The sequence below is a fragment of the Microbacterium panaciterrae genome, assembly GCF_039541635.1.
Classification (GTDB): Bacteria; Actinomycetota; Actinomycetes; order Actinomycetales; family Microbacteriaceae; genus Microbacterium; species Microbacterium panaciterrae.
In genome coordinates this window covers 1-16,989 of record NZ_BAABGP010000012.1, presented here as the reverse complement: position 1 = coordinate 16,989, position 16,989 = coordinate 1, and the positions used below count along the sequence as shown (strand labels likewise).

General features: G+C 65.7%; 11 protein-coding genes, 1 pseudogene and 1 other annotated feature. Of the genes and pseudogenes, 7 read left to right on the top strand and 5 right to left on the bottom strand.

The window, feature by feature from the left end; translation table 11 throughout:
- The first annotated feature begins 473 nt into the window (after nt 1-473).
- The 6 genes from ABD882_RS08800 to ABD882_RS08775 all read left to right on the top strand — a co-directional run bounded on the left by ABD882_RS08800 (nt 474) and on the right by ABD882_RS08775 (nt 10,464).
- A complete protein-coding gene (locus ABD882_RS08800; protein ID WP_345186162.1) occupies nt 474-1,928 on the top strand; it encodes an RICIN domain-containing protein in 1,455 nt (484 codons plus the stop codon).
- 117 nt (nt 1,929-2,045) lie between these two features.
- A complete protein-coding gene (locus tag ABD882_RS08795; protein ID WP_345186160.1) occupies nt 2,046-4,148 on the top strand; it encodes a beta-galactosidase in 2,103 nt (700 codons plus the stop codon).
- Nucleotides 4,148-5,080, top strand: coding sequence for a carbohydrate ABC transporter permease (locus ABD882_RS08790; RefSeq protein WP_345186159.1), 933 nt, complete (start codon nt 4,148-4,150; stop codon nt 5,078-5,080). Before ABD882_RS08795 ends, ABD882_RS08790 begins: the two co-directional genes overlap by 1 nt.
- Complete coding sequence (locus ABD882_RS08785; RefSeq protein WP_345186157.1) at nt 5,077-5,976, top strand: carbohydrate ABC transporter permease; 900 nt, start codon at nt 5,077-5,079, stop codon at nt 5,974-5,976. The genes ABD882_RS08790 and ABD882_RS08785 overlap by 4 nt, the downstream gene beginning before the upstream one ends.
- A 97-nt stretch (nt 5,977-6,073) precedes the next feature.
- Nucleotides 6,074-7,411, top strand: coding sequence for an ABC transporter substrate-binding protein (locus tag ABD882_RS08780; RefSeq protein ID WP_345186156.1), 1,338 nt, complete (start codon nt 6,074-6,076; stop codon nt 7,409-7,411).
- A 170-nt stretch (nt 7,412-7,581) separates the two neighbouring features.
- Nucleotides 7,582-10,464, top strand: a complete 2,883-nt coding sequence (locus ABD882_RS08775) for a carbohydrate-binding protein (protein WP_345186154.1) — start codon at nt 7,582-7,584, stop codon at nt 10,462-10,464.
- A 355-nt stretch (nt 10,465-10,819) separates the two neighbouring features.
- Here the strand turns inward: ABD882_RS08775 and ABD882_RS08770 are convergent, their stop codons facing one another.
- Together ABD882_RS08770 and ABD882_RS08765 are read right to left on the bottom strand one after the other, a co-directional pair.
- Nucleotides 10,820-11,146 (bottom strand): HNH endonuclease signature motif containing protein, encoded by a 327-nt coding sequence (locus tag ABD882_RS08770; RefSeq protein WP_345186153.1) that lies wholly within the window; start codon nt 11,144-11,146, stop codon nt 10,820-10,822.
- A gap of 519 nt (nt 11,147-11,665) precedes the next feature.
- A pseudogene (locus ABD882_RS08765) lies at nt 11,666-12,925 on the bottom strand (IS3 family transposase).
- Nucleotides 12,516-12,647: a sequence feature (AL1L pseudoknot), on the bottom strand. Its footprint overlaps the pseudogene before it by 132 nt.
- A 60-nt stretch (nt 12,926-12,985) precedes the next feature.
- Here ABD882_RS08765 and ABD882_RS08760 point away from each other — a divergent pair.
- Nucleotides 12,986-13,852, top strand: a complete 867-nt coding sequence (locus ABD882_RS08760) for an IS3 family transposase (RefSeq protein WP_345186151.1) — start codon at nt 12,986-12,988, stop codon at nt 13,850-13,852.
- Nucleotides 13,853-13,907: 55 nt separating this feature from the next.
- On the opposite strand, the gene ABD882_RS08755 is transcribed toward ABD882_RS08760, so the two are convergent.
- The 3 genes from ABD882_RS08755 to ABD882_RS08745 all read right to left on the bottom strand — a co-directional run bounded on the left by ABD882_RS08755 (nt 13,908) and on the right by ABD882_RS08745 (nt 16,903).
- The gene (locus tag ABD882_RS08755; protein ID WP_345186150.1) at nt 13,908-14,939 is read right to left on the bottom strand and encodes a Gfo/Idh/MocA family protein; all 1,032 of its coding nucleotides are present in this window, start codon (nt 14,937-14,939) and stop codon (nt 13,908-13,910) included.
- 63 nt (nt 14,940-15,002) lie between these two features.
- Nucleotides 15,003-16,103 carry a Gfo/Idh/MocA family protein gene (locus ABD882_RS08750; protein ID WP_345186148.1) on the bottom strand — a complete coding sequence of 367 codons (1,101 nt, stop codon included), beginning with the start codon at nt 16,101-16,103 and terminating at the stop codon, nt 15,003-15,005.
- Nucleotides 16,100-16,903 carry a sugar phosphate isomerase/epimerase family protein gene (locus ABD882_RS08745; protein WP_345186146.1) on the bottom strand — a complete coding sequence of 268 codons (804 nt, stop codon included), beginning with the start codon at nt 16,901-16,903 and terminating at the stop codon, nt 16,100-16,102. The genes ABD882_RS08750 and ABD882_RS08745 overlap by 4 nt, the downstream gene beginning before the upstream one ends.
- Between the last annotated feature and the right edge of the window lie 86 nt (nt 16,904-16,989).

Sequence of the window (16,989 nt, the reverse complement as noted above, 5' to 3'; positions counted from 1 at the left end):
TTCGGCGGAGACGAGCGCCCCATCCACAGTGTTCCAACCGAGTGGCGCGGGCTACGAGGCGCCGGGCACCCTGTACTCGCGACAGATCACACTGCACCACAACGGCGACGCCAACGGCACGATCCTGGCCACCTGGGAGAACTACACGACGAGCACTCCCTACTTCCCAATCTACCAGAGCACCAACGGCGGCAGTTCGTGGACCTCGCTCTCGCGAGTCACGGACACCGTCAACGACTTCGGGATGCGCTGGGAGCCCTTTCTCTACGAGCTGCGGGCAGCCGTCGGCAGCCTGCCCGCCGGCACCATCCTGGCGGCGGGACTCTCCGTGCCGGCGGATCGATCGTCGACCGAGATCCTTCTGTTCGACAGCACGGGCCGCGGCGCCACCTGGTCGTTCCTGAGCTCGGTCGCGAAGGGGGGGCGCCGGATTCACGGCCGACCCGAACACGCCGGTCTGGGAACCCTTCCTCATGTACTACCAGGGCCAGCTCGTCGTCTACTTCTCCGACCAGCGGCAGAACTCCACGCACTCCCAGCTTCTCGATCACGAGACCTCGACAGACGGGGTGACCTGGTCGGCCCCCGTCAATGACGTCGTGTACGCATCCCAGGCCGCTCGTCCGGGGATGACGACGGTGGCGCAGATGAACAACAGCAAGTGGATCCTGACCTACGAACTGTGCCAGACCACCGGAGGAAGCTGCCCCGTCTACTACAAGATCAGCACGGACCCGCTGAACTTCAACGCGGTGGCCGGGCAGCAGATCCTGCCGACCGACGGCTCGCACCCGTGCTGCCAGCCGTACGTCGCCTGGACTCCGAGCGGCGGAGCGAACGGCACCATCGTCGTCAGCGCCGGTGGACAGACGCCGCTGCTGATCAACACGGCAGGGGGTGCTTCCGGTTCGTGGCAATCGGAGGACTCCAACGCTCCCTACGGCTACAGCCGCTCCCTGATGGTGATGCCGGACGGCGGAACGGTCATGACGATGTCCGGGGGCTCTCACGACTCGACCTCGCTGAACCCCGTCCAGTGGGCCTTCGACAACGTCGCCCCTTCGGTCTCGTCCGGAGCGAGGTACACCCTGGCGAACTCCAGCTCGGGGCTCGATCTGGCGATCGGCGGAGGATCGACGGCAGACGGCGCGGCGGCGATCCAATGGAGCGCCACCGGAGGAGTCGAGCGGAAGTGGGTGATCGCCCGGCAACCCGACGCGTACTTCACCATCACGAATGTCAACAGCGGGAAGGTCCTCGGCATCGCCGGCGCAGCGACGGCGAACGGAGCAGTCGCTCAGCAACAGACTCCCATCGCCGGCTCTTCCACACAGGAGTGGTCTGTGGTGAAGGGAACGGACGGGACGTTCACGATCACCAATCGCAAGAGCAACCTGCCGCTGGAGGATCCGTCGTTCTCGACGGCGAACGGCACCGGCATGGATCAGTGGACCGACAACGGCGGATCGAACCAGCACTGGACGCTGACCCAGACGGCATTGCCTGCGCTGACCACCGGGCAGTTCGCGCTGGAGAACGGATTGGGCAAGTATCTCGAGATCCCGGCCGGGTCGACGGCTGCTGGAACGCAAGCCGATCAGTTCTGGTACGCGAATCAGGGCTGGCACCTGTGGGCCTTTGTCGCTGTCGCAGGCGGGTTCGAGATCGTGAACTCCCATTCCGGCCTCGCGCTCACGGATGAGTACACCGGTGGCAGCAGCGTTGTCGTGGATCAGCAGCCGGCGACGGCATCCTCGAAGCAGCTCTGGTCGCTCGTCCCGAGCGGCTCGACCTATCTGGTCAAGAACAGCAGCACGGGACGATATCTCGCAACCGCCGCCGCCTCGTCGGCCGATGGTGCTCCGACGGTCTCCTGGACGGCCACCGGCGGCCCGGAACAGGCCTGGACGATTCAGCGCATCAACTAAAGCAGCCCGACTGGATCGCGTACTTGCTATCCAAACTGTTATCGGTAACAATAGTCTCCAATACCCGGACTGTTATCGAGAACAGTTTTGCCCGAGACCAACGGAGTTCCACGTCCCATGCCCCCGACCTCCCCTGCGCTTCCGCCCGAGATCCTGTTCGGAGTGGCGTACTACCCCGAGTACCACCAGTCCGACCGCCTCGAACTGGATCTGGATCTCATGGTGCGCGCCAGCATCACCGTGATCCGCGTGGGGGAGTCGGTGTGGTCGACCTGGGAGCCTCGTGACGGTGAGTTCGAGCTCGATTGGATGCAGCGCATCCTCGACGCCGCCCACTCCCGCGGCATCCGGGTGATCCTCGGAACCCCGACGTACGCGGTCCCGCCGTGGCTGCAGACGGCCTACCCGGAGATCGCGGGGGAGCGGAAGACTGGAGAGCGCATCGCCTGGGGCGCCCGGCAGGAGGTCGACTATTCGCACCCGGCGTTCCGGTTCCACGCCGAGCGCGTGATCCGCCGCATCGTCGACCGCTACTCGTCGCATCCCGCGGTGATCGGATTCCAGGTCGACAACGAGCCGGGCCTCGAGCTGCTGCACAATCACGGCGTCTTCACCGGGTTCGTCCGCTCGCTCCGCCAGAAGTACGGCGATGTCCAGAACCTGAATCGGGAGTGGGGCCTCACCTACTGGTCGCACCGCATCGACGACTGGAGCGAGCTCTGGCGGCCCGACGGCAACAGCTTCCCGCAATACGACCTCGCTTGGCGCCGCTATCAGTCCCAGGTGACCGCGGAGTTCATCGGGTGGCAGGCCGACATCGTACGCGAATACGCTCGTGACGACCAGTTCGTCACGACCTGTCTGCAATATCCCCGCCGCGGGGTGGACGACAGAACCGTGTCGGCGTCACTGGATGTGATCTCCGGCAACCCGTACTACGGGATGCAGGACCGGCTCGATGCCTCGCGCGAGCTCACGCAGCTGAACTACTGGACGACGACGGGTGTCGCGGGGCTGTTTCGCCAGGCGGACCGCATCTACTCCTCGAAGCAGCAGCGCTACCTCGTCACCGAGACCAACGCGCAGTCGATCGACGGACCGTTCTGCAACTTCCCGCCCTACCCCGGACAGCTGAAGCAGGCTGCCTTCGCTTTCATCTCCCGCGGTGCTGCGATGATCGAGTACTGGCACTGGCACACCCTCCCTTTTGGTGCAGAGACCTACTGGGGCGGGGTGCTGCCGCACAGCCTCGTCCCCGGTCGCGTGTACGACGAGGTGAGTGAGCTCGGCGGCGAGCTGAAGGCTCTCGGGGGTTCCCTCGACGGGTACGTGCCGGATGCGGACGCCGCGATCCTCTGGTCGACGTCCAGCCGGTACGCCCTCCAGTTCATGCCCCCGTTCGGTCGTGCTGACCAGCCCGACGACGAGTCGTACGAGCACATCATGGATGCGTTCCATCGCGGCGTGATCGACGCCGGCTATCAGGCACGCATCCTGCACATCGAGCAGGCGCGCGAGGTCGGCCCCGCCGCCCTGGTCGAGCAGTACCCCGTTCTCATCGCGGCCGGCGTCTACATCGCCACCGACGAGGACCTCGCGCTGCTCCGGGAGTACGCGGCGGCCGGCGGGCACCTGATCCTCGGTCCGCGCACGGCCTATGCCGACGATGAAGCGCGGGCCCGTGTCGAGGTCGCCCCCGCCGGCTTGGCCGTCCCGGCCGGGGTGCGGTACGAGGAGTACTCCAACCTCGAAGAGCCGGTCTCCGTCGATCGGGCCGCTGGTGGTCTCCGGGACGATTCGATGGCGACCCTCTGGATCGACGGTCTCCGCCCGACCCAGGCGCGGACCCTCGCCACGTACGCCCACCCGCGCTTCACGGACTTCGCCGCGGTGACGACGCACGCCCACGGCGCCGGTCGGATCACCGTCGTCGGCACCGTCCCGGATGCGGCTCTCGCATCCTCCGTCGTCTCCGCGGCGATCGAGAGCAAGCGAACGGCTCCCTTCGACTCGGTGGGCCTGCCGGTGACGGTGTCGTCCGGCACGGCGGGGGGCAGGCGCCACTGGTTCGTCTTCAACTGGGGCTGGGAGCCGAAGCCGCTCACGCTGCTTTCCCCGCTGACCGACACGGCCACCGGGATATCGCTCGGTGCCGATACGACCGTGACGCTCGACGCGTGGGATGTGCGCGTCTTCCGTTCTGAGGAAGGAGGCCGGTGATGGCCCTCATGCAAGACACCCGACCCGTCGAGGTGGCCGCCGCTCGCGTGGCGCCGCGGAAGGTCAAGCGCCGGGATTGGCGCGGCTGGCAGTTCACGGGCCCGTTCGCCCTCGTGTTCGTCTTCGCGTTCATCGCCCCGCTGGGCTACGCGCTCTACCTGAGCCTGTTCCAGAACCGGATGGTCGGCGGCAACAGCTTCGTCGGGCTCGACAACTACGTCACGGCGCTCAGCGACCCGCAGTTCTGGGACGGCTTCCTGCGCGTGGTCCTGTTCCTCGTGATCCAGGTGCCCATCATGCTGATCCTCGCCCTCGTCGCCGCGCTGGCGATCGACAGCGCCCGGCTCTACGGCACCGGCGTGTTCCGGATGGTGATCTTCCTTCCGTACGCGGTGCCGGCCGTGGTGGCGGTGCTCCTGTGGGGCTTCATGTACGGAAACAACTTCGGCCTGACGGCCGGCATCAACCACCTCCTCGGCTCGGACATCCTCCAGCCCTTCTCCGGCCAATGGATCCTCGCCTCGATCGGCAACATCGTCACCTGGGAGTACGTCGGCTACAACATGCTGATCTTCTACTCCGCGTTGAAGACCATCCCGGCGGAGCTCTACGAGGCCGCAGAGATCGACGGCGCCCGCGGATTCCAGGTGATCCGCGCGATCAAGCTCCCGGCCGCGCGTGGAGCGATCGTGATCGCGACGATCTTCTCCATCATTGGGAGCTTCCAGCTGTTCAACGAGCCGAACGTGCTCAAGCCGCTGGCGAACAATGCGATCACGTCCTACTTCACACCGAACATGTACGCCTACAACCTGTCCTTCGCCGGCCAGCAGTTCAACTACGCCGCCACCATCGCCATCGTCATGGGCGTCATCACCGCCGTGATCGCCTACGTCGTCCAGCTGCGCGGAACCCGGAAGGAAGACCGATGACCACCCTGCGCACCATCAACCCCCAGGCGCGTCGCCGCCGCTATTCGTTCGACCGCCCCCGCAAATCCGTCGTCCTGACGATCATCATGGTCCTATTCCTGCTGTACGCGATCGTCCCGCTCGCCTGGCTGCTCATCAACGCCAGCAAGACGCAGGTGGACCTCTTCAGCAGCTTCGGCCTCGGATTCGGCCGCCACTTCGCACTCTGGGACAACATCGTCGAGACCTTCACCTACAAGGACGGCATCTTCCTGCGCTGGCTCGGTAACACGCTGCTCTACGTCGTCGTCGGCGCAGGCGGCGCGACGCTGCTCGCAACACTTGCCGGCTACGGATTGGCCAAGTACAAGTTCCCCGGCAAGAAGGCATATTTCGCCGTGGTCCTCGGCGCCGTCGCCGTGCCCGGTACCGCACTGGCGGTCCCGACCTTCCTGCTGTTCAGCCAGGTGGGTCTGACGAACACGCCATGGTCGATCATCATCCCGTCGCTGATCACCCCGTTCGGGCTCTACCTGATCTGGGTGTACACGATCGACTCGGTACCCACGGAACTGTTGGAGGCTGCCCGGCTGGACGGCGCCAGCGAGATGCGCACCTTCTTCACCATCTCGCTGAAGCTGCTCACCCCCGGCGTCGTCACCGTGGCGCTGTTCTCCATCGTGGCGACCTGGAATAACTACTTCCTGCCCCTCATCATGCTCAGCGACCCCACGTGGTACCCGCTCACCGTCGGGCTGAACCAGTGGAGTGCGCAGGCAACGGGCGTCTCCGCCCAGCCGATCTACAACCTGGTCATCACCGGGTCCCTGATCACCATCATCCCGATCGTCGTGATCTTCCTGTTCTTGCAGCGTTTCTGGCAGTCCGGCCTGAGCGCTGGAAGCGTCAAGCAGTGACCCGAGAAACATTGCCTGATGCCGGCCCACCCACTCCCTTCTCGAACCTCAACGGGTGACCTGCACCCTCACGCACAATGAAGTGAAAGGACATCACATGTTCAACCTCCGCAAGGGCGTCCGCCGACGCGGGCTCGCGGCGCTGGTAGTAGCCGCCGTCGCTGTCTCCCTCGCCGCCTGCAGCGGCGCCTCTGGCTCCAACGGCGGATCCTCCTCCGACCTGGACGCTGCGCTCAAGAAGGGTGGCGACCTCACCTACTGGACGTGGACCCCGTCCGGCCAGGCCCAGGCTGACGCGTTCATGAAGGAGTATCCGAAAGTCAAGGTGAAGGTCGTCAACGCCGGCACCGCCACCGCCGAGTACACCAAGCTGCAGAACGCGATCAAGGCCGGCTCCGGCGCTCCCGACGTCGCCCAGGTCGAGTACTACGCGCTCCAGCAGTTCGCCCTCTCCGGCGGCCTGACCAACCTGCAGCAGTACGGTTTCGGTTCGCTGCAGAGCAAGTACACCGCCTCCACCTGGGGCGCGGTCAACATCGACAACGGTATCTACGGCCTCCCGCAGGACTCCGGCCCGATGGTACTGCTCTACAACAAGACAATCTTCGACAAGTACGGCCTGACCGTCCCGACCACCTGGGATGAGTACGTCGCCGACGCGGCCAAGCTGCACCAGGCGGACCCGACGAAATACATCACGAACGACGCGGGCGACCCCGGCTACGCAGACCCGTTGATCTGGCAGGCTGGCGGCCATCCGTACAAGACCAACGGCACCAACGTCACCATCAACCTCCAGGACGCCGGCACCAAGAAGTGGGCCGACACCTGGAACAAGATGCTCGAGCCGGGCCTGCTCTCCGACATCCCGACCTGGAGCGACGACTGGTTCAAGGCGCTCGGCAACGGCACCCTCTCCACCATCGTGACCGGCGCGTGGATGCCCGGCATCCTCGAAGGCTCGGTCAAGGACGGGAACGGCCAGTGGCGGGTCGCTCCGCTGCCCAGCTACGACGGCAGCCCCGTCACCGCGGAGAACGGAGGCAGCGCCCAGTCCGTGATCAAGGGCAGCAAGAACCCGGCCCTCGCCGCGGCCTTCCTGCGCTGGCTGAACAGCTCCAACAGCTCGATCGACGTGTTCTTGAAGAGCGGCGGGTTCCCGTCCACCACCGCGCAGCTCAACGCGGACTCGTTCCTGAACGAAGCGCCGGCGTACTTCGGTGGCCAGCAGATCAACAAGGTCCTCGTCGACGCCTCCAAGCACGTCGCCAAGGGTTGGGAGTACCTGCCCTTCCAGGTCTATGCCAACAGTGTCTTCCCCGACACCGTCGGCAAGGCATACGCCGCCAAGAGCGACCTCAACGAGGGCCTCAAGGCTTGGCAGGACAACCTCGTCACCTACGGCAACAGCCAGGGGTTCAAGGTCAACAAGTAACACCGAGCAGGTGGTGCCGGCGCGTACAGGGCGCCGGCACCACCCCAGGCCATTCTTCCGGCTCGCGGGTCGAGCTGCCTTTTGCACACACTTCACGACGGTCGACGACGCCCTGGCGAGGAACGCCCCCGCGTGGTCGCATCGTCTCCCCAGACCCCACTGGAGGGGCAATGAAGAGAACACGAATCGCGACGGCGCTCACAGTCGTCCTGACGGCATCCGCCCTCGTGGTCATCCCGATCACCAGCGCACAGGCCTACGCCCCGACCGGCGGCGTCCTGTTCAACCTCGGCAACGCGCAATGCCTCAAAGGGCTGGGCAACTGCGCCGTCTACCCCAAGTCCGCACAACTTCCCGACGGACGCCTCGTCGCCGCCTTCGAGAACTCCACCGTCCCAGCCTCCGGCAGCGCCGCAGGCCAGACCATCCCTATCTACACCAGCGGGGACTACGGAACCACGTGGAGCCACCTCTCCGAGGTGAAGGCCCCGGCCTACATGTCCTCCGACCCGGCCTACGCGAAGTACGTCAGCGCCTGGACCAACCCCTACCTCTACGTCCTGCCCGAGGACGTGGGCACCCTGAAGAAGGGCACCCTCGTGCTGGCCGCGGTCGTCTCCGGCGACGACGCGTACTACACCGAACACAAGGCGGCCAACCCGAACTGGGTGCCCAACAACGACGGCGACCGCAGCAACGTGGCCATCGCCCTCTACTCCAGCACCGACGACGGCGCGAACTGGAGCTTCGACAACATCGTCGCCCAAGGCGGCTGGCAAGGCGGCAGCGCCGGAGCGATCGGCAAGAACATCGCGACCGCCAACACCTACAAGCAGATCGACCCGGTCTGGGAGCCCTACCTGATGGCCTACCAAGGCCAGCTCGTGACCTACTACTCCGACGAGAACGACTACACCGGCTACGACCCCACCACCGGCGTCGCGACACTTGACCCGGCCAACCCGACCGCGCCCGACCCTGGTGCCCAGATCCTCACCCACCGCACCTGGGACGGAACCAGCGGCAGCGCCTGGAGCGCGCCCGTCATTGACGTATCGGGCACGACCTTCACGTCGGCGAACGGCACCTCGGAAATCGGAGGCGGCCGGCCCGGCATGGCCAACGTCGTCCAGACCGCCGATGGCAAATGGATGCTCACGTACGAGTACTGGGGCGGCGGCGCGAACGTCCGCGTGAAGATCGCCGACGACCCACTGAAGTTCTTCTCCGTCGGCGGCGCGGCCGGCGACGAGATCAGCCTCGCTAACGGAAGCCAGGGGGTACTCCCGTACGCTGCAGGCTCGCGTGGGCTCTCCTGGGGTGGCAGCCCCGTCCTGATCCGGATGCGCGACGGCGCCCTCGCCTACAACGCCAGCGGAAGCGGCGATGTCTGGGTCAACCAATCCGGGCGAAGCGACGGTGTCTGGACCCAATACCAGACCACGCTCGGCTCCGGCTACAGCCGCAACCTCCAATACGTGGCCGGCACCGGACGTCTCGAGATCCTCCAGGGCACCTGGGGCGGGGCTTCCAGCTCCGCGATCATCCGCTACGCCGACGTCGACTTCGGGCACTCTGACGGCGCGTACTACCAGATCGTCAACAAGAAGACCGGACAGGTCATCGGCACCACGAACAACACCACCGACGCGAACATCGGCAACCACGACGTCCCCGATGTCCGCCTCGAAGACGCCGACTCGGCGGCCAGCGCCGACACCCAGTTCTGGCACATCACCACCAAACCGGACGGCAACGTCACGCTGCTGAACAAGTCCGGAGGGCGTGCGGCCGCGATCTGGACCGGGAACGCGACAACCGGCCAACGGATCGGACAATGGGTGGACAACACCGCCAACGGTCTGTTCTCGCTGCACACCAAAGCCGACGGCACTGTCTACTTCCAGAGCGTGCAGAACCCGTCGCTCTTCCTCACCGGTACGGTCTCGGGCGCAAACCTGACCCTGCAGCCCTCGAGCAACGGCGACGGAACACAGGACTGGACCCTCGTCCAGCAGGCCCCAACAGTCGGCGACCTCACCCCCGGCACCCAGTCCACGGCATTGGTCGGCGACGCTCCTGTGGGCGCCGGCCGCACCCTCCCGCTAGACGCGACTGCCACCGACCCGGCAGGGAACGCCCAGCACTCGAACGTCACTGGTCACGCCTACCTGTTCGGCAGCGACGGCGCCGCAACGGATCTTGGCAACGTCGCGTTCGGGCCGGATCAGAAGGGCTCGGTCACACTGCCAGCCACCCTCCCGTTCAACCTGACCTACAAGGTCGCTGTCGTCTTCGACGGCACCCCGCTGATCTGGGACACCGGAACCACCGGCAAAGCCGCAGCTACGGTCAGCGCCCCCGCCGTCAGCAGCAACTGGGGAACCGCGGCCACCGTCACCGTCACTTTCAGCTCGCCGCTGCCGGTGACCGGCCAGGTTGCCCTGACCGAGGGAACGACCGACCGAGGTCTCGCGACACTGAACCACGGCACCGCCACGTTCACGCTCCCCGTCGGCCTCGCCGCCGGCGACCACACCCTCACCGCGACCTACTCCGGCAGCGACACGGTTCAGGCTGCGAGCACGTCCACGACGGTCACCGTCGTCCTTCCGACAGGGTGGAGCAAGACAACGGCCTATCAGACCGGCGACATCGTCAGCTTCAACGGCTCGGTCTACAAGGCCGGCTGGTACACCAAGGGCGAGACGCCCGGCACCACCAACACCGGCGCCTGGCAGCAACTGGCGATGACCGAGAACAGTGCAACCGTCTGGACGGCGTCGCGAGTGTTCCTCGCCGGCGACACCATCGTCTATCAGGGCAAGACCTTCCGCGCTGATTGGTACACCCGCGGCGAGACCCCGGGCTCGACCACCGGCCCGTGGGAGGAGATCGCGACCGCACCCGACGGAACCGCACTCTGGACGCCGTCGCGCGTCTTCAACACCGGCGACAAAGCGAGCTACAACGGCATCATCCATGTCGCCAAGTGGTACACGCGCAACCAGGTTCCAGGCAGCCCGAACGGCCCCTGGGCAGCGGTGAGCTGATGCTCACACACCGAGTGAGGGCGCGACGAAGATCCTGCACCCTCACTCGGGCGGATACTTCCTGCCCGGCGGTTGTCATCGGTGCTGTAGGCCAGGAAGCTCACAGGACTGGCAGCTTGTGGCCAAGTAATCCCCAAAGCGCACTCTAGGACGCCTGCCCCGCGGCCCGCCCATGGCTTCGCGGTGCGCGGAGCGCATCGCGAATGGAAGGAGCGGTCGTCCATGGCGCCGGCAAGCGCGTGAACACAATTGGCGCTGTTCTGGCTCTCCAAGCGACGGCTACGGGACGCACTAACCTGCGTCCAAAAGCGGGCAATCTGGTTGCTACAGGGTGATCTTTTGCGAGGATCCTGCGTCAGGCGAACTGCACACAGGGTGGCGGAGCGTCGGTGTAGACGCGGCCGGTGGGGCTGATCCAGGTGATGACGCCGCCCGGCCCTTGACGGGCCGTCCATCTCCAGTGGTCGTCGAGGTCGGGATGCTTCAGGGCGTGGTGGCCGACGCAGAAGCAGCAGAGGTTGCAGATCTCGGTCTTGCCGCCCTTGGCGTGGTCGTGATTGTGGTCGATCTGGCAGTTGCGGGCCGGTGTCCGGCAGCCGGGGAAGCGGCAATGCCGGTCGCGAGCGCGGAGGAACCGGCGCATCCGCTCGGTCGGGGCGTAGGAGTCAGTCTGGACGAGCATGCCGCGCGGATCGAGGAACAGGCGATCCCAGTCCGCCGCCTCGGCGGCGAGTTGCCGGGCGACGTCGGGATCGATGGGGCCGTGACCATCGTGCTCAGCGGGCCGGTCGTCGGCTCCGGTCAGCGTGGTCGCGGCGATCGCGACCTGCCGGGCCGATCAGGCTCATCACCGTCCAAGTCGCACGTGCGGCCGGCAGCCGATCGGTCACCGCAACCGAGGTCAACTCCTTTCGACTCGGCGTGGCCGCCGACCGCGGCTTCCGCACAGCCGGCGCCGGTGAGCTTATGGGCGAATTCGATGTCCTCCTAGAGTGTTCGGGTGCGTCGGAGGCCGCGCGCGCCGGCCTTGCGTCGCTCGCACCGCCGGCCGAGCAGGGTTGATCGGATGGGGCCGACGAACTGACGATCGATTTCCGGGTCCTTCAGGGATCGAGAGCTCGTCATCTCCGGCCTCTTCCTCTACGCGCGTACCCGGCTGCGCTCGCACTGTGAACCGGCCTGGGATTTTCGGAGGGCGGTGTTAGGCGGCGAGCTGGTGCTCGGCGTCGTGGGTTAGAGCGTAGTCGAGGTCTTCGAACTCGACGGGGCTGAGGTGTCCGATCGCGGAGTGCAGGCGTTCGTGGTTGTACCAGTGGACCCAGGACGCGGTGGCCTGCTCGACCTGCCGCCACGACGTCCAGGTGGCCCGCTCATGCTCGATGACCTCGGTCTTGAACAGGCCGATCGTGGACTCCATGAGCGCGTTGTCATACGCGTCGCCGACGGTCCCGATCGACCCGGCGACGCCCGCGTCGCGCAGCGCGTCGGTGAACGCGAGCGACGTGTACTGGGAGCCCGCGTCCGAGTGGTGCACGAGCCCCGTCGCGGTGAACTCGACGAGCCCGCGGCGGCGGACCGCGATCGCCTGGGCGAGCGCGGAGGAAACCAGCGGAGTCGTCTTCACCGTCATCACCCGCCAGCCCAGGATGCGGCGGGAGAACACGTCGGTGATGAACGACACATAGCAGAACCCGGCCGTGGTCCACACGTAGGGTGAAGTCCGCGACCCACCACTGATCCGGTCGCCACGGGACCGCCCAGCGGCGGTGCGCGAGGTCCGGATGCCGTGGCGCCCGATCATCACGTTCGGTCGTCACGGTGCGGTGCTTCCCGTGGCGCACCCCGTCGATCCCGGCGAGTTTCATCAGCCGTTCCACCTGGTCACGGCCGGCCGGCAGGCCCGCCCGGCGGGCGGCCTGCCAGAGCTTACGGCGCCCATACAGCCGCCGGTTGACCACCCACAGGTCGACCAGCGCGTTCGCGAGATACGCGTCGGCGAGTTCCGCCGGAGTGGGCGCGAACCCGCGGGCGGCGCGCGCGTAGTACGTCGATGGGGCGATCCCGATGCCGTGCTGATTCAGCACGGCCAGGATCGGCTCGACCCCGAACCTGTCCGCGTGGGCGCGGACGTAGTCGATCACTGTCCGAGTCTGCGGTCGAGCTCCGCTGCCGCGAAAAACGCGGACGCGGTCTTCAGGATCTCGTTCGCCCGCCGCAACCGGGCGACCTCGCGCCGCAGCTGGACGACCTCGTCATCGGGCCGTTCCGAGACCGCCGGGGTGGTCCCCTCGCCGACGTCACGGCGGATCCAGTTCCGCAGCGTGGACTCGTTGATCCCGAGCAGCTCACCGACCTCGGCCCGAGCGGCGCGCAACGACACGTCGCTCTCCGCGACCCGGTCCAGATACATCCGGACCGCGCGAGCCTGCGTCTCCTCGTCGTACTTCTTCAAAGCGGGCATTGATCTCTCCTTGTTCGATCATGCCCTCCACCGATCCCAGGCCGGTTCACTGAGCACGGGGTGAAGATCGCTCCGTCCGGTTACTACGCATTCAAGAAGCGACCCGCTTCCGCGCGAGCCGTCAGCGATGCGGTGCTGGTGGTGCAGATCGAGCGGGTGTTCTGGGACCGCACGCTCGGTCGCGGGATCAGCGGCGTCCGCAAGGTATGGCGGCTGCTGGCCCGGGAAGGCGTCATCGTCGCCCGCTGCACGGTGGAACGCCTCATGCGTCAGCAGGGGCTGCGGGGCATCCGCCGCGGCAAGCAGTTCATCACCACCCGTCCCGACGACTCCGCGCCGAGGGCGGAGGATCACGTCAAGCGCGAGTTCCACGCGGACCGGCCGAACGAGCTCTGGGGGGTCGATTTCACGTATGTGCCGACGTGGTCGGGGATGGCGTTCACCGCGTTCGTCACTGACGTGTTCTCGCGCCGGATCGTGGGCTGGCGAACGATGTCGACGATGCCGCCCGACCTGCCGCTGGACGTGCTGGAGATGGCGCTCTGGGTTCGCGACCGCGCCGGTGAGGACATCACCGGGGTCATTCAACACTCGGACGCGGGCTCTCAATACACGGCTCTGCGCTACACGGACCGGCTCGCTGAAGTCGGGGCGATCGCGTCGATCGGGACCGTCGGTGACAGTTATGACAATGCCCTCGCCGAGAGTGTCGTCGGCCTCTACAAGACCGAATGCGTGAAGATCGACGGCCCGTTCCGCGCCGCCGACGACCTCGAACTCGCGACGCTCTCTTGGGTGCACTGGTTCAACGAGAACCGGCTGCACTCCTCGATCGGATACCTCACACCCATCGAGAAGGAGAACGAGTACTACCGTGAGATGAACCCCCAGAGCCAGCCGGCGCTGGGAGAACCCGCCCTCCACTAAACCCGGGGCGATTCACCACCACTCGAGACCGCGGCGCGCGCAACGTCGATGGTGTTCATGACATCGATGATCTCTGAGTGCGGATGCGGCGGCGATTCGAGCCTGCCCTCTGCCACGTAGGAGGCAAATGCGGTTGCCTGGAGTCCGATTCCACCGTTGGTCCTGGCAAGGTTGCCGTCGATGAACACCCCTTGCTCTCCGTCCCATGCCGCCCCTCGGGTGACCGTGACGAGCGATGCGCCGAAGAAGGCGCCCCGATGGTGATTCCGCCTTCGGAACCGCTGATTGCTGCGGTCGAGGGGAGCTGCGATGTGATGGACGTCGACGCGAGTGCACGACCGTTCTCGTTCACGAGCAGAAGGTCTGCTTGGACGTCCACACCACCGGATCCCATGTCGCCAGCGACCTCGATTCGGCTGGGAGTACCGAGGATAGAAGAGGCAAGGGAGATTGGATAGATGCCTGCGTCCAGGAGCGCTCCTCCTCCGAGGTCGGGAGCCCAGAGACAGTTGGCGAGATCGTAGGTGGAGACGAAGCCGAAGCCGGCAGCGACGAGGTGCACATCTCCGATGATTCCCTCGCCGATCACTCGGCGGATGACATCGGCTTGGGGAAGGTAGCGAGTCCACATCGCTTCCATCACCAGTACACCCGCGGCAACGCCCGCAGACGTGATTTCCCTCGCTTCGTCAGCGGACATCGCGATCGGCTTCTCAATGAGAACATGCTTACCGGCGGCGATCGCGGCCAGGGCTTGCTGCCTGTGCAGGGTGTGCGGGGTAGCGACGTACACGACGTCGACCTCAGGATCGGCGACGAGGGCGTCCACACTGTTGTGCAGTTTCGAGATTCCGAACTCTGACGCGAACGCCCTCGTCTTGCCTTCGTCGCGAGCTGTCACCGCAGTCACCTTCTGCCTTGTGTTCTGCGCCACCGCCCGAACGAATGCCCGAGCGATCCCCGTGCCGATGATCCCCCATCGAAGTGAAGGCCACGCCGAAGGGTCCGGGAGTTGGGGAACTGACACCACGCTATGGGACGCACCCCTCGGCCCGGCCGGCTCGGTGAAACATAAGCGAGTAGTCATGCGATGCCCCCTCGTGCGTCGCGAGTCAGGACGCACAAAGGGGGCATCGATGCGGCGGTGCGGTCAGAGAGTGACGAACTGCGGATCCCAGTCTGCGGGCAACGGTTTGGGCCTGGCAGTCGTGCTGGCCACCGAAACCGAATCACGAGTCTGAGCCGATTCAGCGATCGAGACCATCACGTCAAGCACGTGATACGCCAGCTCGCCGCTCGCGCGCTCGGGAACACCCCGGCGAATGCTGCGTGCAAGATCGAGCACGCCCATTCCTCGCCCGTACGCGGGTCCCTGCTCTTCGACCACCTCTGGTTCCGTTGCTCGTTCGAAGACCGTCGTCGCCCCAATGAACTGGTTGGGGTCCGGAAGCGCGAGCGCTCCGTCACGAGCCGTCACCTCGATCTGGGTTCGTTCAATCTCCGATTCGAAACTGATCACCAGCATCAGCGTCTGCCCGCTTTCGAACTCCAAAAGGGCGCTGTGTTGCGTTGGGACGTTGACGGCGAAGGCGATGCCAGCCTTTGGCCCTGACCCGATCGTACGTGTCGTTCGGGAGGTCGAGGACGCCGCATGGACCCGCGCGACGGGTCCGAACAGCTGGACGAAAGCCGTCAGATAGTAGGGGCCGAGGTCGAAGAGAGGCCCCGCGCCCACGTCGAACAAGAACTCGGGATTGGGGTGCCACGACTCGGGTCCGGGCCCCTGGCACAGGGCAATACCCGATAGCGCAGGACCAACCCGCCCAGAATCCAGTAGTCGCTGAGCTGACTGAAGGCCCGCACCGAGAATCGTGTCAGGCGCACAAGCGACCCGCAGGCCTCGCTCATGCGCGTCTTCGAGCAACGCTCGCCCCGACTCGCGATCCAGAGCAAATGGCTTTTCGCTCCAGACGTGCTTGCCCGCTGCGAGAGCCCTGTGACCGACTTCCGCGTGCACGGCGGGAATAGTCAGGTTGACCACGATTTCGATCTCATCGATTGCGAGCAGTTCCTCCACCGAGCCGAACCCTGGCACACCGAACTTCTCTGCCTGCGCCTTCGCCCGGTCGAAATCTAGGTCGGCGACGAACAGAACCTTGAGATCCGGGAATGTCGTCAAGTTCTCAAGGTATGCGCCCGAGATGACGCCGGCTCCGATGACACCAATTCCAACAGGACCCGACCGGCTCATTTGTCGTTCTCCGCCAGCCACTGGAGCGACTCCGAGACGCCATCGAAAACATCGAACTGGTAGTCGTCGAACTCGACGACCCGAACGGCGTGCGGAGCAGCGGCAAGGATGGCAGGAACACCTACCTGCCCCTGGCCCGCGGGGACCTGCTCCTTGAACGCCTTCGCCAGAATGTCGGGAACATCGAGCGCGCTCTCGCTGCTGGGAAGAGCCGTCGCGATATCTCCGGCGACCACCCCGTCCTTCACATGCAAGAACTGGACCCGATCGCCCAGCGAACGCAGAAGCGCTGGAGTATCAACACCGCCCACGGTGGACCAAAACGTGTCGATCTCCAGGATGACGCCGGCCGACAACCGCTCGATAAAGTACGAGAAGGCGGGGCGCCCATCGATGAGGTTAGTGAACTCCCACTGGTGGTTGTGGTAGCCGAATCGAAGACCGCGGTCCGCCGCACGACTCTGCAACTCGTTAGCTCGTTCTGCCGTACGAACGACCTCGTCGACGGTCTGCCAGCGTTCGCTCGGCACGAATGGGTCGATGACGGCACCGATACCAAGCTGTTCCGCGGCGTCGAACACAGCTTCCGGGTGGTCACTGTCGATGACCGAGGCGTGGCCCGACGGAGCCGTGACTCCGGCATTCACGAACGCATGGCCATACTCGTCCACACGAGCCGCAAAGTCGTAGGGCTCGACCCGGGAAAATCCGATGTCGGCCAGGCGGGCGACTGTTCCGGACAAGTCCGCGCCGATTGCGTTTCGCACGGAGTAAAGCTGGATAGAGGGCGCGCTTGTCATGCGAATCCTTTCTTGGGGGATGCTAGGGCGTGTCTCCTATATGCCTGGTGATTGAGTGGCGAAACTGGGGAGGTGTCGACTTCTCC